This is a genomic window from Parvimonas parva (assembly GCF_045866535.1).
In the GTDB taxonomy this organism is placed as follows: domain Bacteria; phylum Bacillota; class Clostridia; order Tissierellales; family Peptoniphilaceae; genus Parvimonas; species Parvimonas parva.
Genome location: NZ_AP038371.1, coordinates 925,062 through 942,046 on the forward strand (window position 1 = coordinate 925,062; position 16,985 = coordinate 942,046).

15 protein-coding genes are annotated in these 16,985 nt (G+C 29.0%); 1 reads left to right on the plus strand and 14 read right to left on the minus strand.

Going from position 1 to position 16,985, the window contains the following annotated elements; genetic code table 11:
- Positions 1 to 11: 11 nt before the first annotated feature.
- The 14 genes from ACKTSI_RS04620 to ACKTSI_RS04685 form a co-directional block, all read right to left on the minus strand.
- Complete coding sequence (locus ACKTSI_RS04620) at positions 12 to 701, minus strand: LrgB family protein (RefSeq protein WP_407862593.1); 690 nt, start codon at positions 699 to 701, stop codon at positions 12 to 14.
- Positions 685 to 1,071, minus strand: a complete 387-nt coding sequence (locus tag ACKTSI_RS04625) for a CidA/LrgA family protein (protein ID WP_201275973.1) — start codon at positions 1,069 to 1,071, stop codon at positions 685 to 687. Before ACKTSI_RS04625 ends, ACKTSI_RS04620 begins: the two co-directional genes overlap by 17 nt.
- A 91-nt stretch (positions 1,072 to 1,162) precedes the next feature.
- A complete protein-coding gene (locus ACKTSI_RS04630; RefSeq protein ID WP_068472027.1) occupies positions 1,163 to 2,047 on the minus strand; it encodes a DegV family protein in 885 nt (294 codons plus the stop codon).
- 106 nt (positions 2,048 to 2,153) lie between these two features.
- Positions 2,154 to 2,696: a 5-formyltetrahydrofolate cyclo-ligase gene (locus ACKTSI_RS04635; RefSeq protein ID WP_288979305.1), complete on the minus strand. Its 543-nt coding sequence runs from the start codon at positions 2,694 to 2,696 to the stop codon at positions 2,154 to 2,156.
- The gene (locus tag ACKTSI_RS04640) at positions 2,696 to 3,973 is read right to left on the minus strand and encodes a bifunctional folylpolyglutamate synthase/dihydrofolate synthase (protein ID WP_407862594.1); all 1,278 of its coding nucleotides are present in this window, start codon (positions 3,971 to 3,973) and stop codon (positions 2,696 to 2,698) included. The genes ACKTSI_RS04635 and ACKTSI_RS04640 overlap by 1 nt, the downstream gene beginning before the upstream one ends.
- Entirely contained in the window at positions 3,974 to 4,825 is an 852-nt protein-coding gene (locus ACKTSI_RS04645) for a bifunctional 5,10-methylenetetrahydrofolate dehydrogenase/5,10-methenyltetrahydrofolate cyclohydrolase (RefSeq protein WP_201275969.1), read from the minus strand.
- 10 nt (positions 4,826 to 4,835) lie between these two features.
- Entirely contained in the window at positions 4,836 to 5,474 is a 639-nt protein-coding gene (locus tag ACKTSI_RS04650) for a cyclodeaminase/cyclohydrolase family protein (protein WP_068472018.1), read from the minus strand.
- A 16-nt stretch (positions 5,475 to 5,490) separates the two neighbouring features.
- Positions 5,491 to 7,161: a formate--tetrahydrofolate ligase gene (locus tag ACKTSI_RS04655; protein ID WP_068472016.1), complete on the minus strand. Its 1,671-nt coding sequence runs from the start codon at positions 7,159 to 7,161 to the stop codon at positions 5,491 to 5,493.
- A 411-nt stretch (positions 7,162 to 7,572) separates the two neighbouring features.
- A complete protein-coding gene (locus tag ACKTSI_RS04660) occupies positions 7,573 to 10,254 on the minus strand; it encodes a calcium-translocating P-type ATPase, PMCA-type (RefSeq protein ID WP_156435973.1) in 2,682 nt (893 codons plus the stop codon).
- Between the two features lie 252 nt (positions 10,255 to 10,506).
- Positions 10,507 to 10,833, minus strand: coding sequence for a heavy metal-binding domain-containing protein (locus tag ACKTSI_RS04665; protein ID WP_068472012.1), 327 nt, complete (start codon positions 10,831 to 10,833; stop codon positions 10,507 to 10,509).
- Positions 10,834 to 11,230: 397 nt separating this feature from the next.
- Positions 11,231 to 13,654 carry an ATP-dependent Clp protease ATP-binding subunit gene (locus ACKTSI_RS04670; RefSeq protein ID WP_068472009.1) on the minus strand — a complete coding sequence of 808 codons (2,424 nt, stop codon included), beginning with the start codon at positions 13,652 to 13,654 and terminating at the stop codon, positions 11,231 to 11,233.
- 10 nt (positions 13,655 to 13,664) lie between these two features.
- Complete coding sequence (locus ACKTSI_RS04675; RefSeq protein WP_068472007.1) at positions 13,665 to 14,642, minus strand: ATP--guanido phosphotransferase; 978 nt, start codon at positions 14,640 to 14,642, stop codon at positions 13,665 to 13,667.
- Positions 14,635 to 15,129, minus strand: a complete 495-nt coding sequence (locus ACKTSI_RS04680; protein WP_068472005.1) for a hypothetical protein — start codon at positions 15,127 to 15,129, stop codon at positions 14,635 to 14,637. Before ACKTSI_RS04680 ends, ACKTSI_RS04675 begins: the two co-directional genes overlap by 8 nt.
- Complete coding sequence (locus ACKTSI_RS04685; protein ID WP_068472003.1) at positions 15,122 to 15,586, minus strand: CtsR family transcriptional regulator; 465 nt, start codon at positions 15,584 to 15,586, stop codon at positions 15,122 to 15,124. Before ACKTSI_RS04685 ends, ACKTSI_RS04680 begins: the two co-directional genes overlap by 8 nt.
- Before the next feature lie 325 nt (positions 15,587 to 15,911).
- On the opposite strand from ACKTSI_RS04685, the gene ACKTSI_RS04690 reads away from it, so the two are divergent.
- Positions 15,912 to 16,967, plus strand: a complete 1,056-nt coding sequence (locus tag ACKTSI_RS04690; RefSeq protein WP_068472001.1) for an NAD(P)-dependent alcohol dehydrogenase — start codon at positions 15,912 to 15,914, stop codon at positions 16,965 to 16,967.
- The last annotated feature ends 18 nt before the right edge of the window (positions 16,968 to 16,985 follow it).

Sequence of the window (16,985 nt, forward strand, 5' to 3'; positions counted from 1 at the left end):
ATTAATTTTCATTAAATAAAATTTAAAATTAAAGGTAGTAGTATAACTGCTAATACTCCGGAGATTGAAATTGAAACTGTTGAAATTGACCCTTCCACTTCTCCAAGTTCCATTGCTTTTGCAGTTCCTAAAACGTGACTACAAGAACCAAGTGAAACTCCTCTTGCAATTTTATCATCAATCTTAAAAATCTTAAAAATCAATTCTCCAACACTATATCCTATAATTCCACATATAACTATAAATACCATAGAAATTTCAATTATTGCACCAATTTTTTTAGAAATTTCATATCCTATTGCTGATGTAACTGACTTAGGTAACATTGAAAGCAAAATTTCTCTATTTATTCCAAAGATATTACATAAAATAATTCCAGTGATTGCTCCAACACTTATTCCGATTAAACAACCAAGAAAAATTGGAATAAAATATTTTTTGATTATATCTAAGTTCTTATAAAGTGGAATTGCTAAAACAACTGTTGCAGGAGCGACAAAAAAAGTTAAAATATCAGCACCTTCTTTGTAATTCACATAAGGAATTTTAAAAATCAAAAGAACAGCTATGATTAAAACTGAAGATGTAACCATTGGACTTAAAAATTTTAATCCCAATTTAGTTTGAATTTCATATCCGATAATAAAAGTTATAACAGTTAAAAATATTCCAAAAAGTGGACTATTAATCATTAATTCCATTTTTACTACCTCCTTTTACAAAAATTTTTACTAAAAAAGAAGTTGCAAATGCTGTAATAATTATAGATACGACTACACTTACAAATAAAATCAAAAATATTTGTAAAAATTTCCCATTAAAATAATTAAATTTATCTATAACACCAATAACCAAAGGCGTCATAAATAATGTAATATTTTCAAGCAAAAACTCTGAAACTTTTTCAATTTTTTTAAGCTCAATTATTTTAAAATATAATAATACAACTAAAAATAACATCGATAAAATTGTCGCCGGAACAGGAGATTTAAAAATTATTTCTACCAATGTCCCAAAAACTAAAAAAATTAAAATAACTAAAAATTCATAAATATGTTTAATATTAATCATCTCCCCAAAAATTAAAATACTCTTTACACAATGCTTCGCATAAGTTGGTAGCAACCTTATTACTTCACAATAAAAGGGTTATTTCTAACCCTTAAATTTCAAAATTATCATATTTTCCATATAACTCGTCTAAATAAACCATAGCCAAAATACTAGGACCTGTATGGCAACCGATAACGGCATCTACACCGGTTATAATAATATCTGAATTATTAAACTCTTTAGTTAAAAGCTCTTTTAGTTCATTCGCTTTATCCATACAATCACCTTGTAAAATAACAATAGTCTGCTTATCTAAACAATCAGATTTTTTCTTAACTATATCAATAATTTTTTTCTTAAAAGCCTTATGCCCTCTAACTTTGTCGAAAAAGTTAAGCTTTCCTGTTTCTTTAGAAATATCTAATATAGGGCAAATATTTAATAAATTACCTAAAATAAATTTAGCCTTATTTAATCTTCCACCTCTATAAAGATATGTCAAATCATCAACTGTAAAAATATAATTTATATGATTTTTATAAAAATCAATATATTTTAAAATCTCTTCTAAACTTTCTTTATTTTCAATCATTTTTGCAACTTTGATAGTTAAAGCACCATAACCAAAACTAGCACCTAAACTATCTATTATATGAATTTTTGCGTTTGGAAATTCATCTAACAAATCATTTTTTACCATATTTGCTGTACTAAAAGTTCCTGAAAGCCCAGAAGATAAAGAAATATAAATAATTTCATTTTCAGATAAAATTTCTGCTTTAAAAACATCATAAAACTCTTTATATGAAACTTGTGAAGTTTTATAATCAATACCTTTAGCCATATTTTCAAATAATTTATATTTGTCTATATCAGAATTTAAAGTATATTCATTTTCGCCATCTGTAACCATCATATTAAAAATTTGTATTTTATATTTTTTGGCAATTTCTACTGGAATATCTGCTCCCATATCAGAAAATAACTTTATCATATATACCTCCTATTTTCAAAAACTTACCTAGTATATATAATATACTATTTTAAAAAATTTTGCAAGAAAAAACAGCTTTGAAATCAAAACTGTTTTAAAATTCATGTTAATTTGTAATTACCAACTCAACAGGCAAGTCAAATTCATTTGTTGGAACTTTTTCGATTATTTGTTCTTTAAAAGCTAAAGCTATTGTATGTCCTTTAAAGTCTTTTAAATATCTATCATAATATCCCCCACCAAAACCGATTCTGTAGTTGTCTTTGTCAAATCCAACACCCGGAACTAAAATCAAATCAATATTTTCTTTTTCAATAATATTTTCTTCAATTTCAGGTGGAGTTTTTATTCCATAATGTCCCTCAACTAACTCATCTAAAGAACTTATTTTATAAAAGAGCATCTTTCTAGTTTCCTTTTCACAAATAGGAGCACAAATAATTTTACCTTCTTCTAATAATTTTTCAATTATTGGATATGTGTTTATCTCTGTCCCAAAAGGAATTGTAAGCGCAATACATCTTGCATTTTTAAAATTTTCATTTTCAAATAACTTTTTATATAAAATTTCTTCAAATTTTTTTCTATCTTCTGTTGATATTTTTTTTAATTTTTCCTGAATTTCTTTTCTTAAAAATTTTTTATCCATTAATAATCACCAACTCCCAAAAGATTACGCACTTCTCCAACAAAATACAAAGAACCGAAAGCTGATATAACATCATCTTCTTTAGAAATTTCAAAAGCCTTATCTATTGCATCTTGATAATTTTCAAAACTATAAACTTTCTTTTTCGTTAATTTTTCAATTCTCTCTTTTAGTTCTTTAGATTCCATTGCCCTTTCAGAATCCGGTCTAACAGTTAAGAATACATCAAAACAAGGAACTATTTTAGCTAACATTTCATTGTAATCTTTATCAGCTAAAACACCAAAAATTCCAATTTTTTTATTGTCTTTATAATAAAAATTCATACTTGAAATAAATTTTTCTATTCCATCAATATTATGTGCTCCATCTAAAATAAAATCAGGATTTTTTGAAACCAATTCAAATCTACAAGGCCAAGTTACACTTGAAAAACCATTATAAATGCTTTCATTTGAAATTTCAAATCCCATTTTTCTAAGTTGTTCAAGCAATTCAAGTGAAATTGTAGCATTATTAATTTGATGTGAACCAAGTAAATTTATTTTTAAATTTTTAAAATCTTTATAATTTATTATTTGTCCATTTTTTGTATTTTCTAAAAGTTCAATTTTTTCTAAATCATTTAGAATAACTTTAGAGTTTTTAGAATTAGCAACCCCAATTATACTATCCATAGCCTCCTTACTTTGTGAATACAAAACAAGAGGAACATTTTCTTTTATAATTCCTGCCTTTTCGAGAGCAATCTCAGGAATTGTATTTCCTAAAAACTGTTGATGGTCTAAACTTATTGAAGTTATTAAAGTTATTAGAGGATTTTGGACTACATTTGTAGCATCAAGTCTGCCACCCAATCCTACTTCCATAATCGCAAAATCACATTTTTCCCTATAAAAATACAAAAATGCAATAGCCGTTACAAGCTCAAAATCAGCGGGAAAAACTTCCATTGTTTCTGCGACTTCTCTAACCTCATTCATCAAGTCTATTAACTTATCTTCAGGAATATTTTTATTATTAATTCTAATTCTTTCTTCAAAATTATAAATAGATGGAGAAGTGAACATTCCAACTTTATATCCTTGTGAAACTAAGGCAGAATTTACAAAAGAAGTGCAGGAACCTTTACCGTTGGTTCCTGCAATATGAATAATTTTTAATTTATCTTGTGGATTTCCTAATTTTTCCATAAGAGTTTTTATATTTTGTAAACCTAATTTAATTCCACTGCAAACTTCTCCTCTAAGTTTTATCATTGCAGTTTCATAATCCATTTATTTTACCTTTTTTCTAGCAGCGATTAAACATTTTTCAGCTAAAACTGAAGTTGTTATTGAGCCAATACCACCCGGTACCGGATTAATAAAACTTGCAATTTCAGAAACTTCATCAAAATGAACATCGCCTGTTACCTTTCCGTTTTCATCATAATTTGTTCCAACATCAACTACGATTGCTCCTTCTTTTACAAATTCCTTTGTAACAAAATGAGCCTTACCGATAGCTGAAACTAAAATGTCTGCATTTTTACAAACTTCTTTTAAGTTTTGAGTTCTACTATGACATACAGTAACTGTTGCATTCTTTGCTAATAATAACATTGCAACCGGTTTACCGATAACATTACTACGTCCCAATACAACTGCATTTTTACCAGTTAAATCTAAATCATAGAATTCTAACATTTTTATAACTGCTGCAGCAGTACAAGGAATAAAACTGTCTTCCTTAGGATAGAAAACTTCTCCGATATTATATGGACTAACACCGTCAATATCTTTTTTAGGATTAATCTTCATACCAACCAAGTCATCATCGATATGTGCAGGTAATGGTCTTAAAAGCAAAAATCCATCTACACTATCATCATTTCCGATTTTTTCAAGTTCAGCTATAAAATTCGCCTCTGTAATATCCTCAGGGAAATGGAATTGAACACATTCAATACCTAGAGAAGATAAAACCTTTATAGCAGCATTTTCATAACCGATAGAATCACTTCTATCTCCAACTCTAATAAAACCACAAGTAGTAACTTTTCCTTTTTCCTTAAGTTCAGCAACTCCGGCTTTAATTTTTTCTTTTAAAGCTATCGCTACTTCTTTACCTTTCATTATTGTTGTCATAATAATCTCCTTATTTCAAAAAGCCATTAAAGATTTTTTCAAATGCTTTATTAGCAAGTTCAGTTCCTTCTTTTAACAATTTCATAGATTTTTCATTTATCATCTTGATATTGTCTTCGTTTTTCATTGAACAAGTATTTGCAAAAACACTAAGACTTGCACCCTTAAGTGCAGACTCTAAAAATACGGCTCCTGTTGCAACATCACCAATTAAATTTTTATTACCTATCTCAGTTAATCTGTCAATCAAAAGAATAGCCTCATAAGATTTTTCCATTATTTGTAATGGAATCATAGCAGCCTTATAAAGATTTTCTTCCAGAGCCTCTCTCTTTAATCTCTTTTCTTCATCAGTATTTCTTGGCATTTTATAGCATTGAGAAAGTGGATAAAAAGCATCAGCATCGCCTTGAACTAACTCTTTTAATGAAATAATTAATTCATTGTATTTTTTAATTTGTTCTTTTATTTCTTCTTCAACATCTTTAAACTTTTCATTACCAGTTGTATAAATTGCGTCCATATTTAAAAGCGCAACGCCTAAAGCACCAACAAGGGCAGAGGCACCTCCGCCCCCTGGTACAGGTTGTTTATCTGATAATTCTTGAATAAATAAATTTATGGTTTTATCACACATTTTTTGTTCCATAAATTCCTCCTATTAACTAGAATAAACCAACTATCTTTCCATCATCTGTAATATCAATATTATTTGCAGCTGGAACTTTTGGAAGTCCTGGCATAGTCATAATATCGCCACTGTAAGCAACAGCAAAACCTGCTCCTGCAGCAATCTTTATGTCTTTAATATTTACTTTAAAGCCTTCAGGTCTTCCAACTTTATTCTTGTCGTCAGAGAATGAATATTGTGTTTTAGCCATACAAATAGGAACATTTTTAAAGCCTAATTCTTCGATAGTTCTAATTTTCTTTTTAACTCCAGGAGAGAAAGTTACACCAGAACCACCATAAACTTTTTGAACAATTTTATTTAATTTTTCTTCTAATGAATCTTCAATATCGTAAATTTGATTAATCGGTTTGTCATTTTCAGCAAGTTTAACAACTTCATTTGCAAGGTCAACTGCACCTTCGCCACCTTTAGCCCAAACGTCAGAAAGAACAACATTAACACCTAATTCTTTACATTTAGTTTCGATTAACTTAATTTCAGCGTCAGTATCTAGTGGGAATTTATTAATTGCAACAACACATGGAATACCAAATAAGTTTTGCATATTTTCAACATGCTTTAACAAGTTTGGAAGTCCTTTTTCTAATGCAACAAGGTCTTCATTTCCAAGTTCAGTTTTAGCAAGTCCACCATGCATTTTTAATGCTCTTACAGTAGCAACAACTACAACAGCATTAGGATTTAAACCTGCAAATCTACATTTAATGTCTAAGAACTTTTCAGCACCCAAGTCAGCACCGAAACCTGCTTCAGTTACAACATAATCAGCATATTTTAAAGCTAATTTTGTAGCTATAATACTATTACATCCATGAGCTATATTTGCAAATGGTCCACCATGAATGAAAGCTGGAGTATGTTCTAATGTTTGAACAAGATTTGGTTTAATAGCATCTTTTAATAAAGCAGCCATTGCACCTTGTGCTTTCAAATCTTTTGCAGTTACAGGTTCGCCTTTTCTATTATAAGCAACTATAATCTTTCCAAGTTTTTCTTTTAAATCTTTTAAATCATTTGATAAGCATAAAATAGCCATTACTTCTGATGCTACTACTATTTCAAATCCGTCTTCTCTTGGAACACCATTAACTTTACCATTTAAACCGTCAACTATGAAACGAAGTTGTCTATCGTTCATATCTACAACTCTCTTTAAAGTAATAGTTCTAGCATCAATATCTAATTCATTTCCATGATTGATATGGTTATCTAACATTGCAGCAAGTAAGTTATTTGCTGCTCCAATAGCATTAAAATCTCCTGTAAAATGTAAATTTATATCTTCCATAGGAACTACTTGAGCATATCCACCACCGGCAGCTCCACCTTTAACTCCAAAAACCGGTCCTAAAGAAGGTTCTCTAAGTGCAAGAGCAGTTCTTTTTCCTATTTTATTTAATCCGTCGCCAAGACCTACAACAGTTGTAGTTTTTCCTTCTCCTGCAGGAGTTGGAGTAATGGCAGTAACTAAAATTAATTTACCATTTGGTCTATCATTATAATCTTTTAATTCGTGTATATTTAGCTTAGCTTTGTAATTTCCGTAAAGCTCTATGGCTTCTTCCGGGAATCCTAAGTAATCAGCAACTTCTCTGATAGGTTTCATTTTTGCTTCTTGAGCAATTTGCACATCTGTCTTCATAAAAAATCCTCCTTTTTTATTTACAAAAAAATTTTATTAGGGAATCGTTATTCCTATTATTAAGTATATAACTTATTTAACAATTTGTCAATGTCTTTTATTAAAAAAAGAAATTTACTTGCGTATAAACCAAACTATATACTTATGATATAAGATACCCTTATGGATAAAATATAAAACACAATTTTTAAAAAATTTTTTAATTTATTTTTTATAGCAAAATGAATGTTTTTTACATATTTGGTGAACTACTTTTTACTAACAAAGTATAATTAAAGTAAAATTTGTCTTATCTATAAATTTTTTTAATATAAAAAATCAATTAAAACGTTTCTTAATTTTGATAAGACATGAAAAAACTGACCTCCAAACATAAAGGTCAGTTTAAATTACTCATAATATTTTTTTATATTATTTTTTTCTTATAACTTTTGAAATTTCTGCAACTACAAAAGGAACAAATGCAAGTGGAATTGCAACTGCTAATTCTTTTATTCCTAATGAAACAGTATCGAAATATGGTTGTAAGAATGGTACATAAACAACTACAAGCATCATAACGAATGATAAAGCAGTTCCATATAACAATGTTTTATTTGAAAATACACCTATATGGAATAATGTAAATCTACTACTTCTAACTGAATAACTTCTTAAAAGTTCTGCAGTTATAAGTGTAAAGAATGCAACAGTTCTTGCTCCTTCAATATGATTTGGATAATGATGCATTCCATAGAAATATGCTCCAAGTGTAGCAACGGTAATTGCAATTGATTGAGAAATTATACTGTAAATCATATCTTTATCCAAAATCGGTTCATTTGGATTTCTAGGTGGAACTTCCATAATATCCTCATCACCCTTTTCAACTCCAAGTGCAAGAGCAGGGAAACTGTCTGTAACTAAATTCAACCAAAGTAATTGAATCGGTATAAATGGTACCGGAATATTCAATAGAATTGAAACTAAAACTATCAAAATTTCCCCAACATTACAAGATAATAGGAAAGAAACAAATTTCTTAATATTTGAATAAATTATACGTCCTTCGTGTACTGCTGAAACTATTGTAGCAAAATTATCGTCAGTCAAAATTACATCTGAAGTATTTTTCGCAACATCTGTTCCGGTAATTCCCATTGAAACACCTATGTCAGCTCTCTTGATAGCAGGTGCATCATTTACTCCATCACCTGTCATCGCAGCAATATGTCCATTTTTCTTTAAAGCACTAACTATTTGTACCTTATTTTCAGGACTTACACGAGCAAAAACTCTTGTAGTCTTAACTACTTCACAAATTTCTTCTTCAGTCATTTTATTTAACTCACGACCCATAATGGCCTTTGAGTTTTCATCTAAAATTCCTAAATCTTTTGCGATTGCAACAGCTGTTTCAAGATAATCTCCCGTTATCATTATTGGAATAATACCGGCTTTTTTACATTCTTTAATAGCTTCTTTAGCTTCAGGTCTTGCAGGGTCAATCATTCCCATAAGTCCAACAAAAACCATATCTCTTTCAATATTTTCAGTTGTTTGTTCTTCAGGTAATGAATCAAATTTTCTATAAGCAAAAGCTAAAACACGAAGTGCTTCTCTGGCAAATTCAATATTTTGTGAAAGAACTTTTTCTTTTAATTCAGAAGTAAATTCTTCTTCTTTTCCATTTATCAAAATATATTTGCAATTATCTATTACAATATCAGGTGCACCTTTTGTAGCAGAAACAACATTTGCTCCAAAAATATTTTCGTTAAAAGTTGTCATCATTTTTCTTGTGGAATCAAAAGGTATCTCTGCAATTCTCTTATGTGCAATATTTAATTCTTCTTTAGAAATATTTACTTTTTCAGAAAGAGTTAATAATGCTCCTTCAGTAGGGTCTCCTACTATTTTATAAAGATTTTCTTCATTAATAAGTTTCGCATCATTTACTAAAGTTGCAATCTTTGAAATTGAAATAAAATCTTCATTTTCTTTTGCATTAGTTTTTTCTCCATTTAAAAGTATATCTCCAACAGGCTCATAACCTGTCCCTTCTACATCATAAACAGAATTATTTACAAAAACTTTTTTTACAGTCATTTCATTTTGAGTAAGTGTTCCTGTTTTATCAGAACAAATTACTGTTGTAGTTCCTAGAGTTTCAACTGCTAAAAGTTTCTTTACTATTGCATTTTTCTTAACCATTCTAGTCATACCAAGTGATAATACTATTGTAACAATCGCAGGTAAACCTTCCGGAACAGCTGCAACTGCAAGAGAAATAGCAGTTAAAAGCATAAGTAAAAATGGTTGTTTATATAAAAGTCCTACAATAAAAACAACAATACAAACTCCTATTGTTATAAGCCCTAAAGACTTTGAAAGTCCTGCAAGTTTTCTTTGAAGTGGAGTATCTTCATCTTCAAAAGAATCAAGAGTTGTTGCAATTTTACCTATTTCTGTATTTTCTCCGGTAGAAATAACTATTCCAAGTCCTCTACCATAGGATACGATAGTTGATGAATAAGCCATATTTTCTCTATCGCCTATTTCCATTTCTCCATCATAAACTTTTTGGGCAAATTTTTCAACAGGTACGGATTCTCCGGTTAAAGACGCCTCATCAATTTTTAAGTTTACACTTTCGATAAGTCTTAAATCGGCAGGAATAATATCTCCCGTTTCAAGTTCAACAATATCCCCAACAACAATTTCCGGAGAAGGAATATGAAGTAACTTTCCATCTCTATAAACCTTAGCCATAGGACTTGCCATTTTTTGTAAAGCTTCAATCGCCTTTTCAGCCTTTCCTTCTTGATTAAGTGAAAGAATTGCATTTACAACTACTATCGCAATGATTATAAAAGCATCTGTTATTTCACCAACCACAGCTGACATAATACAAGCACCAATCAAAATTAAAATCATTGGGTCTTTAAATTGGTCGATTATTTTTGAAAGAAGTGATTTTTTATTTTTTTGTTTCAATTCATTTCTTCCGTTTTTTTCTAAAAGCTCACTTGCTTTTTCACTTGAAAGACCATTTTTTAAATCACTTCCAAGCTCGTTGATACATTCATCTGTACTCTTATTGTACCAAAACATAATTTTTCCTCCTTTAAGGTTTTTTTGCATAAAAAAAACCTTGTTTAATAAAATTAAACAAAGGTCTTGCTTCCTATTGAAATAGTTAGGTGCTTAGCCGGGATAAACCGTATTGACGACTAAACAAAATTAGCTACTCCCCTTTATTGACTATATTATACTAAACTTTTAAAATTATTTCAAGTATAATACATCAAATTTCAAAAATAAATTCCTATCAAAAAGGTGTTTTAAAAACAAAACACCTAAAAATTATCTTTTTTCAATTCTAACGGCAGTTCCTGAACAAGTAACCATCATCATACTGTTTGACGCTCCAAGCATTTCATAGTCCATTTTAAGACCTACAATAGCATTTGCTCCTACTTCATTTGCTCTTTGCATAATTTCTTTTAAACTTTCATCTCTTGCACCCATTAATTCTTCTTCGTAAGAAGATGAACGTCCACCAAAGAAATCTCTAAGACCTGCACTAAAGTCTTTTATAAAATTAACACCTGTAATTACCTCTCCAAAGATAACTCCCTTATACTCAACAATTTCATATCCGTCAACATTATTTGTAGTTGTAATTATCATAAATACTACCTCCTCTAAAATAATATTAGCATATTTTTTTACTTTTATCAATATTTTTATTAACAAAAAAGAAAAAAATGTTAATATTATAAGCAAAAATAAAACTAATTCTTATTAAGGAGACAATATGAAGAATAAAAGAATTTTATCTATTTTAATTTTATCAGCAATGGTTTTATCTGCTTGTGATAAAGGTAAAGTAGATAACAAAGTTTAACAAGAAGTCAGAACTAATAAACTCATCAACATAAAAATTTTAAAATTTTTCCTTTTCATATTTCACCCATATTAAACAGTTATAAACACATTATTAATTTATCTAAACATATCTTTTAATAGATAATATCATGTTTTTGCAATTTAGTCAACTAAAAAGAGAGCTTTTGCTCTCTTAAATTCATTGTGTCTTAACTTTTACTTTTTCTAATACTATATTTCCTCTTTTTACGTCTAGGAACAATTTTTCATCATCAAGAATAGTATCTTTTAAAATTTCATCTGCAATTTTATTTTCAAGTTCTGATTTTATAATTCTTTCAAGAGGTCTTGCTCCATAAGATTTATCAAATCCCATATCGGATAATTTTTTTACAAGCTTTGAACTATATCCGATATTAAGCCCTAAATTTTTAAGTCTTTTCTTTAACTTTTCAAGTAAAAGCTCTGTAATTTTCATTATATCTTTTTCATCTAATCTTGAAAAGACGATGATATCATCTACCCTGTTTAAAAATTCAGGTTTAAACATAATTTTTAATTCGGAATTTACAATTTCTTTTATTCTATCATATTCTTTTTCCTCTTCATCTTTCTTTGATGAAAAGCCCAAAGTGTTTTTCTTATCAATAGTCGATGCTCCAACATTTGAAGTCATAATGATTACAGTATTTTTGAAATTAACAGTTTTTCCTTGTGAATCTGTTAGCCTACCATCATCTAAAATTTGAAGTAACATATTAAATACATCAGGGTGAGCTTTTTCAATTTCATCAAATAGAATTACACTATACGGCTTTCTTCTAACTGCCTCTGTTAAATATCCACCCTCTCCATATCCAACATATCCTGGTGGAGAGCCTATAAGTTTAGAAACAGTATGCTTTTCCATATACTCACTCATATCTATTCTAATCATATTTTCTTCAGATTCAAATAAAAGATTAGCCAAAGATTTTGCAAGATAAGTTTTTCCAACTCCTGTTGCTCCAACAAAGATAAAACTACCTATCGGCTTACTACCTAAAGAAACCCCTGCCCTTGACCTTTTTATTGCATTGGCAACTCTATCAATCGCCGTTCCTTGTCCTATAACAATATTTTTCAAATTATCAGAAAGAGATAAATATTTTTGACTTTCCTTTGCAGTTAATCTATTAACAGGAATTTTGCTCCAATCAGAAACAATCTTTGCAATATCATCATATTTTAAAGTTAGACTTTCATTATTTTTTCTATCTTTTTTTATCTCTTTAAGCTTTTTTATTTCTTCTAAATTTTCTTCGTATTTATCCTTACATTCTTGTGCTTTTAAAAATTCTTGTTTTGCAACTAAATCTTTTATTTCAGCTTTCAATTTGATATTTTCATCTTTTAAGAAATTTATATCATCTGTATTTAGATATGATTTTATCCTTACCATAGAGCCAGCCTCATCTATCAAATCAATAGCCTTATCAGGTAAAAATCTATCCGTTAAATATCTATTTGAAAGTTCAACTGATGCTTTTATTGCCTCATCTGTAATTTTTATACCATGATGTTTTTCATACTTTTCCTTTAGTCCAAGTAAAATATTTATAGTTTCATTTACAGTCGGCTCTAAAACTTCAATCGGTTGTAATCTTCTTTCAAGAGCAGAATCCTTTTCAATATGCTTTCTATATTCATCAATAGTTGTCGCTCCAATTAATTGAATCTCTCCTCTAGCTAAAAATGGTTTTAAAATATTTGCAGCGTCAATAGAGCCTTCACTACCACCCGTTCCAACTATATTATGAAATTCATCTATGAAGATAATTACATTTTTATTTTCCATAATTTCTGTTAGAGTATCTTTTATTCTCTTTTCAAAATCTCCACGATATTTACTTCCTGCAAGCATTGCAGGTAAATCTAAACTATAAATTGTTTTATTTTCTAAAACCGTTGGCACTTTACCCTCTACAATTCTAAGAGCAAGTCCCTCTGCTATTGCTGTCTTTCCAACACCAGCCTCTCCAATCAAAACGGGATTGTTTTTTGTTCTCCTAAGTAAAATCTGTAAAATCCTATCTATTTCCTTATCTCTACCAATAACCGGGTCAATCTTTTCATTCTTCGCTCTTTCATTCAAATTTACAGTATATTTTTCTAAAGATTCGGTTGATACTCCCTCACTAACATTTGAATCTACATCAAAATTTATCTTTTCCTTTATATCTGCTGAAATACTTTCAGGACTAATACCTAATTCAATAAGCATTTTATATGCAAGACCATCTTTAAGCTCCATAAGAGAAATCAAAAGATGGCAAGGTAAAACTTGAACATTATCTGAGTTCATAGCAATACTCATTGCATTATCTACAACTTTTCTTGCATTTTTAGATAATTTACTTGCAACATTATTAAAACTTCCCATTCCTCTTTTATTTATCAAATAGCTCTTCAACGAATTATAATTTACTCCGGCTGAAACAAGACATTCTGTTTCTCTACTGTTTACTTTCATAAACGCAAGTAAAATATGCTCTGTTCCAATATAATCATCCTTCAAATAAAAAGCTTCATTCACAGCATAACGAATAAATTCATCAACACTTCTAATTATATTTTCATACATAAAATCACCTCTATATCAATTTAAGAACGCTATCTAAAAGCTCCACATTACTTTCCTTTTCAGGTAAAAAAGTTGAACTTCTAACTTTCATAAGACATTCATATAATAATTTCACATCATAACCCACAATAAGCTCTAAACTTTGTAGCAACAGACAAAGAGAAATAAATTTACTAACTATATATGGAGTTATATTTTCTCTCTTTATCAATATTTTTTTATATTTTTCAAACTTTTCTCTATAATAATCGGTTTTTATTCCTAAAAGCTTTCTACGATTATCAATTTCTAAATTTACAATCTCCGTAATATATTTGTCCATTTTTCTAATAGCAGAAAATTCCTCAGCAGTAGGATTTAAAAATTCTGCAATATAAAAATCTTCACAAAGACCTAATTCAGATAAAGAATAAAATTTAATTCCTAAATTTCTCATTTTCTTTTCTAAAAAGTCGGTCGTTTTATAATATTTCAATGACGGAATATGTAAAACACCTGTCATTTTAAGACCATTTCCGACCAAATTCACATCTTCAAAAACATATCCAAAATTTGTATTAAAAGCAAAATCCAATTTACTATCCATATCAGACTCTAATCCATAAGCAAAATGACCACATCTAAAAAAATTAACGCCCGGAAGTTTTCCGGTAAATCTAAGATGCTCTCTAATATTAATATTTACAAAAGCAAATTCATCATCTCTTGAGCCTACATAAGAATTTTCTCTAAAAATATCATTGCAATCTAAAAACAACCCCTTATTGTAATATTTTAAAACTTTTTCTTTGGTATTCACCTTTTCAAAAGAAAATCTATCACTATAATACAATTTATAAAATGATGAGCAAATTTTATTGTAGAGTTTAACTTCATCATCAAAAGACAACATATAATTGAATCTATAATCTTTTATATTTCTATAAACATCAACCTGACTGGAAAGAGAAATATATTTTTCGGAAATTTTCCCTAAAAAACTACTCATTTATCTTCCTCCTAAGTTTTAGATTTTTATTTGTAAAATCTTTTATAGTATTTTTCAAAACTTCACATCTTTCATATTCTTCCATTTCAATACTATATTCCAATTCCCTTTTTAAATCAGCAATTTTCGCTTGATTTTTAAAAAATTCTTTGGTATAGTCAGGCCTTTTACCCTTATATTTATTAGGCTCATTATATAAAAATCTTCTAAGAAAATTAGAATAAACAAGTGTCGGTTTTAATTTTCCTTTTTCTATAACTTTATGAATAGTTTCAAAACAGCAAGGACAAACAGTAGTTTTTACAAAAACCATATCTTTTATGAAAGTTTTACATTTTTTACATTTGACATTTGAATTAGAAATTTGCCCTTTAAAATCGGAAAACAACTCACTCCTTTTATCTTCTTGTAGAGATTCAAAAAAACTATCATATTTACTATCCGTTATTTCTCTTTCATAATGTATTGATGCAATTTTTCTACTCATTTTCCCTCCTAAAAGAATATAAAATATTAAGCAAAACATTCGACCTTAAACTATCTCTTCCCTTACTATCTATACAAAGAGAATTATCACTTATAGCGTGTAAAATAATAAATCTTTCTCTTTTTGTGATATATCCAAGTTCAAATATTCTATTTACAATTCTTCGACCTTCATTAAAAGTTATAGAATTTTCCTCTAAATATTCCATAATAGAATTAAAAAAACTGTCTTCATTTGAAAGAGTAGCAATCTTTATGTAACCACTCCCACCACGATGACTTTCTATATAGTATCCATTAGTTGAAGAAAATCTTGTTGTCAAAACATAATTTATTTGAGATGGAGCACAAGAAAACTTACTTGCTAAATCATTTCTTCCAATCTCTATAATTCCATTTTCTGAATTTTCCAACATTTCTTTTAAAAATTTTTCAATAATATCGCTAACACCAGCCATACAATCACCTCTTGACCTACTTTGACCTTTTCTATATTATACCCAACGAATAAAAACTTTTTACATTTTGAAAAATATTTTTAAAATTTTTACTAATCTTTATAGATTAAAAAAGATTTATAATTTACTCAAAAAAATTTTTTATATAATATACTGTAATATTATTTTATCTATTAAATTATTTTGATTTTTTTTATTTAAAGTTAACTTTTTGTCAAAAAAATCTATGAAAATACTAAAATTTGTGTTGACAATGTTCAAATGTAGGTTTATAATATTTTTACAATATTTATTATTGTAAAAATATTAAAGGAGGATTTTTGTTATGAAAGGTTTTGCAATGAAAAAAATCGGGGAAATCGGTTGGATTGAAAAAGAAGAACCATTTTGTGGTCCTATGGATGCTTTAGTTAAACCATTAGCCCTATCACCTTGCACTTCAGATGTACATACTGTTTGGGAAGGTGCTATTGGTGATAGAAAAGATATGATTTTAGGTCATGAAGGTTGTGGTGTTGTTGTTAAAGTTGGTGAATTAGTAAAAGATTTTAAAATTGGAGACAGAGTTATGGTCGCAGCTATAACTCCCGATTGGAACTCTTTAGAAGCACAAGGTGGTTTTAGTATGCATTCTGGAGGGATGCTTGCTGGTTGGAAATTTTCAAACTTTAAAGATGGTGTTTTTGGAGAAGTTTTCCATGTGAATGACGCGGATGGAAATCTTGCACATTTACCTGACGAAATTTCTCCAGAAGAAGCATGTATGCTTTCTGATATGGTTCCTACAGGTTTCCACGGAGTTGAACTTGCTGATGTTCAATTTGGAGATACTGTATTAGTTGTTGGAATTGGACCTGTTGGTCTTATGGCAGTTGCTGGTGCTAATTTAAGAGGAGCATCTAGAATAATTTGTGTTGGTACAAGGGAAATATGTAAACAAGTTGCTAAGGGATATGGTGCAACTGATTTCATAGGATATAAAGAAGGTTCTATAGATGAACAAGTTTTAAAACTAACAAATGGTGTTGGTGTCGATAAAGCTATAATAGCAGGTGGTGGAGTTGAAACTTTTGAACCTGTAATAAAGTGTTTAAAACCAGGTGGAAAAATTGGTAATGTAAATTATTTAGGTTCAGGTACTTATATCAATATCCCACGTATTGAATGGGGTGTTGGTATGGGTCATAAACAAATTTTAGGTGGACTTATGCCTGGCGGTCGTTTACGTTTAGAAAAACTTGCATCACTTATTGCATGTGGAAAATTAGATGTTAAACCTTTATTAACTCACAAATTTAAAGGATTTGAACATGTTGAAGATGCTTTATTGTTAATGAAAGATAAACCTGCTGATTTAATTAAACCAGTGGTTGTTCTTTAGTAAAAAATTAAATTATAA

Coding starts and splice junctions, on each gene's coding strand:
- ACKTSI_RS04620 (WP_407862593.1), bottom strand. CDS start 701: ATGGAATTAATGATTAATAGTCCACTTTTTGGAATATTTTTAACTGTT.
- ACKTSI_RS04625 (WP_201275973.1), bottom strand. CDS start 1,071: ATGATTAATATTAAACATATTTATGAATTTTTAGTTATTTTAATTTTT.
- ACKTSI_RS04630 (WP_068472027.1), bottom strand. CDS start 2,047: ATGATAAAGTTATTTTCTGATATGGGAGCAGATATTCCAGTAGAAATT.
- ACKTSI_RS04635 (WP_288979305.1), bottom strand. CDS start 2,696: ATGGATAAAAAATTTTTAAGAAAAGAAATTCAGGAAAAATTAAAAAAA.
- ACKTSI_RS04640 (WP_407862594.1), bottom strand. CDS start 3,973: ATGGATTATGAAACTGCAATGATAAAACTTAGAGGAGAAGTTTGCAGT.
- ACKTSI_RS04645 (WP_201275969.1), bottom strand. CDS start 4,825: ATGACAACAATAATGAAAGGTAAAGAAGTAGCGATAGCTTTAAAAGAA.
- ACKTSI_RS04650 (WP_068472018.1), bottom strand. CDS start 5,474: ATGGAACAAAAAATGTGTGATAAAACCATAAATTTATTTATTCAAGAA.
- ACKTSI_RS04655 (WP_068472016.1), bottom strand. CDS start 7,161: ATGAAGACAGATGTGCAAATTGCTCAAGAAGCAAAAATGAAACCTATC.
- ACKTSI_RS04660 (WP_156435973.1), bottom strand. CDS start 10,254: ATGTTTTGGTACAATAAGAGTACAGATGAATGTATCAACGAGCTTGGA.
- ACKTSI_RS04665 (WP_068472012.1), bottom strand. CDS start 10,833: ATGATAATTACAACTACAAATAATGTTGACGGATATGAAATTGTTGAG.
- ACKTSI_RS04670 (WP_068472009.1), bottom strand. CDS start 13,654: ATGTATGAAAATATAATTAGAAGTGTTGATGAATTTATTCGTTATGCT.
- ACKTSI_RS04675 (WP_068472007.1), bottom strand. CDS start 14,642: ATGAGTAGTTTTTTAGGGAAAATTTCCGAAAAATATATTTCTCTTTCC.
- ACKTSI_RS04680 (WP_068472005.1), bottom strand. CDS start 15,129: ATGAGTAGAAAAATTGCATCAATACATTATGAAAGAGAAATAACGGAT.
- ACKTSI_RS04685 (WP_068472003.1), bottom strand. CDS start 15,586: ATGGCTGGTGTTAGCGATATTATTGAAAAATTTTTAAAAGAAATGTTG.
- ACKTSI_RS04690 (WP_068472001.1), top strand. CDS start 15,912: ATGAAAGGTTTTGCAATGAAAAAAATCGGGGAAATCGGTTGGATTGAA.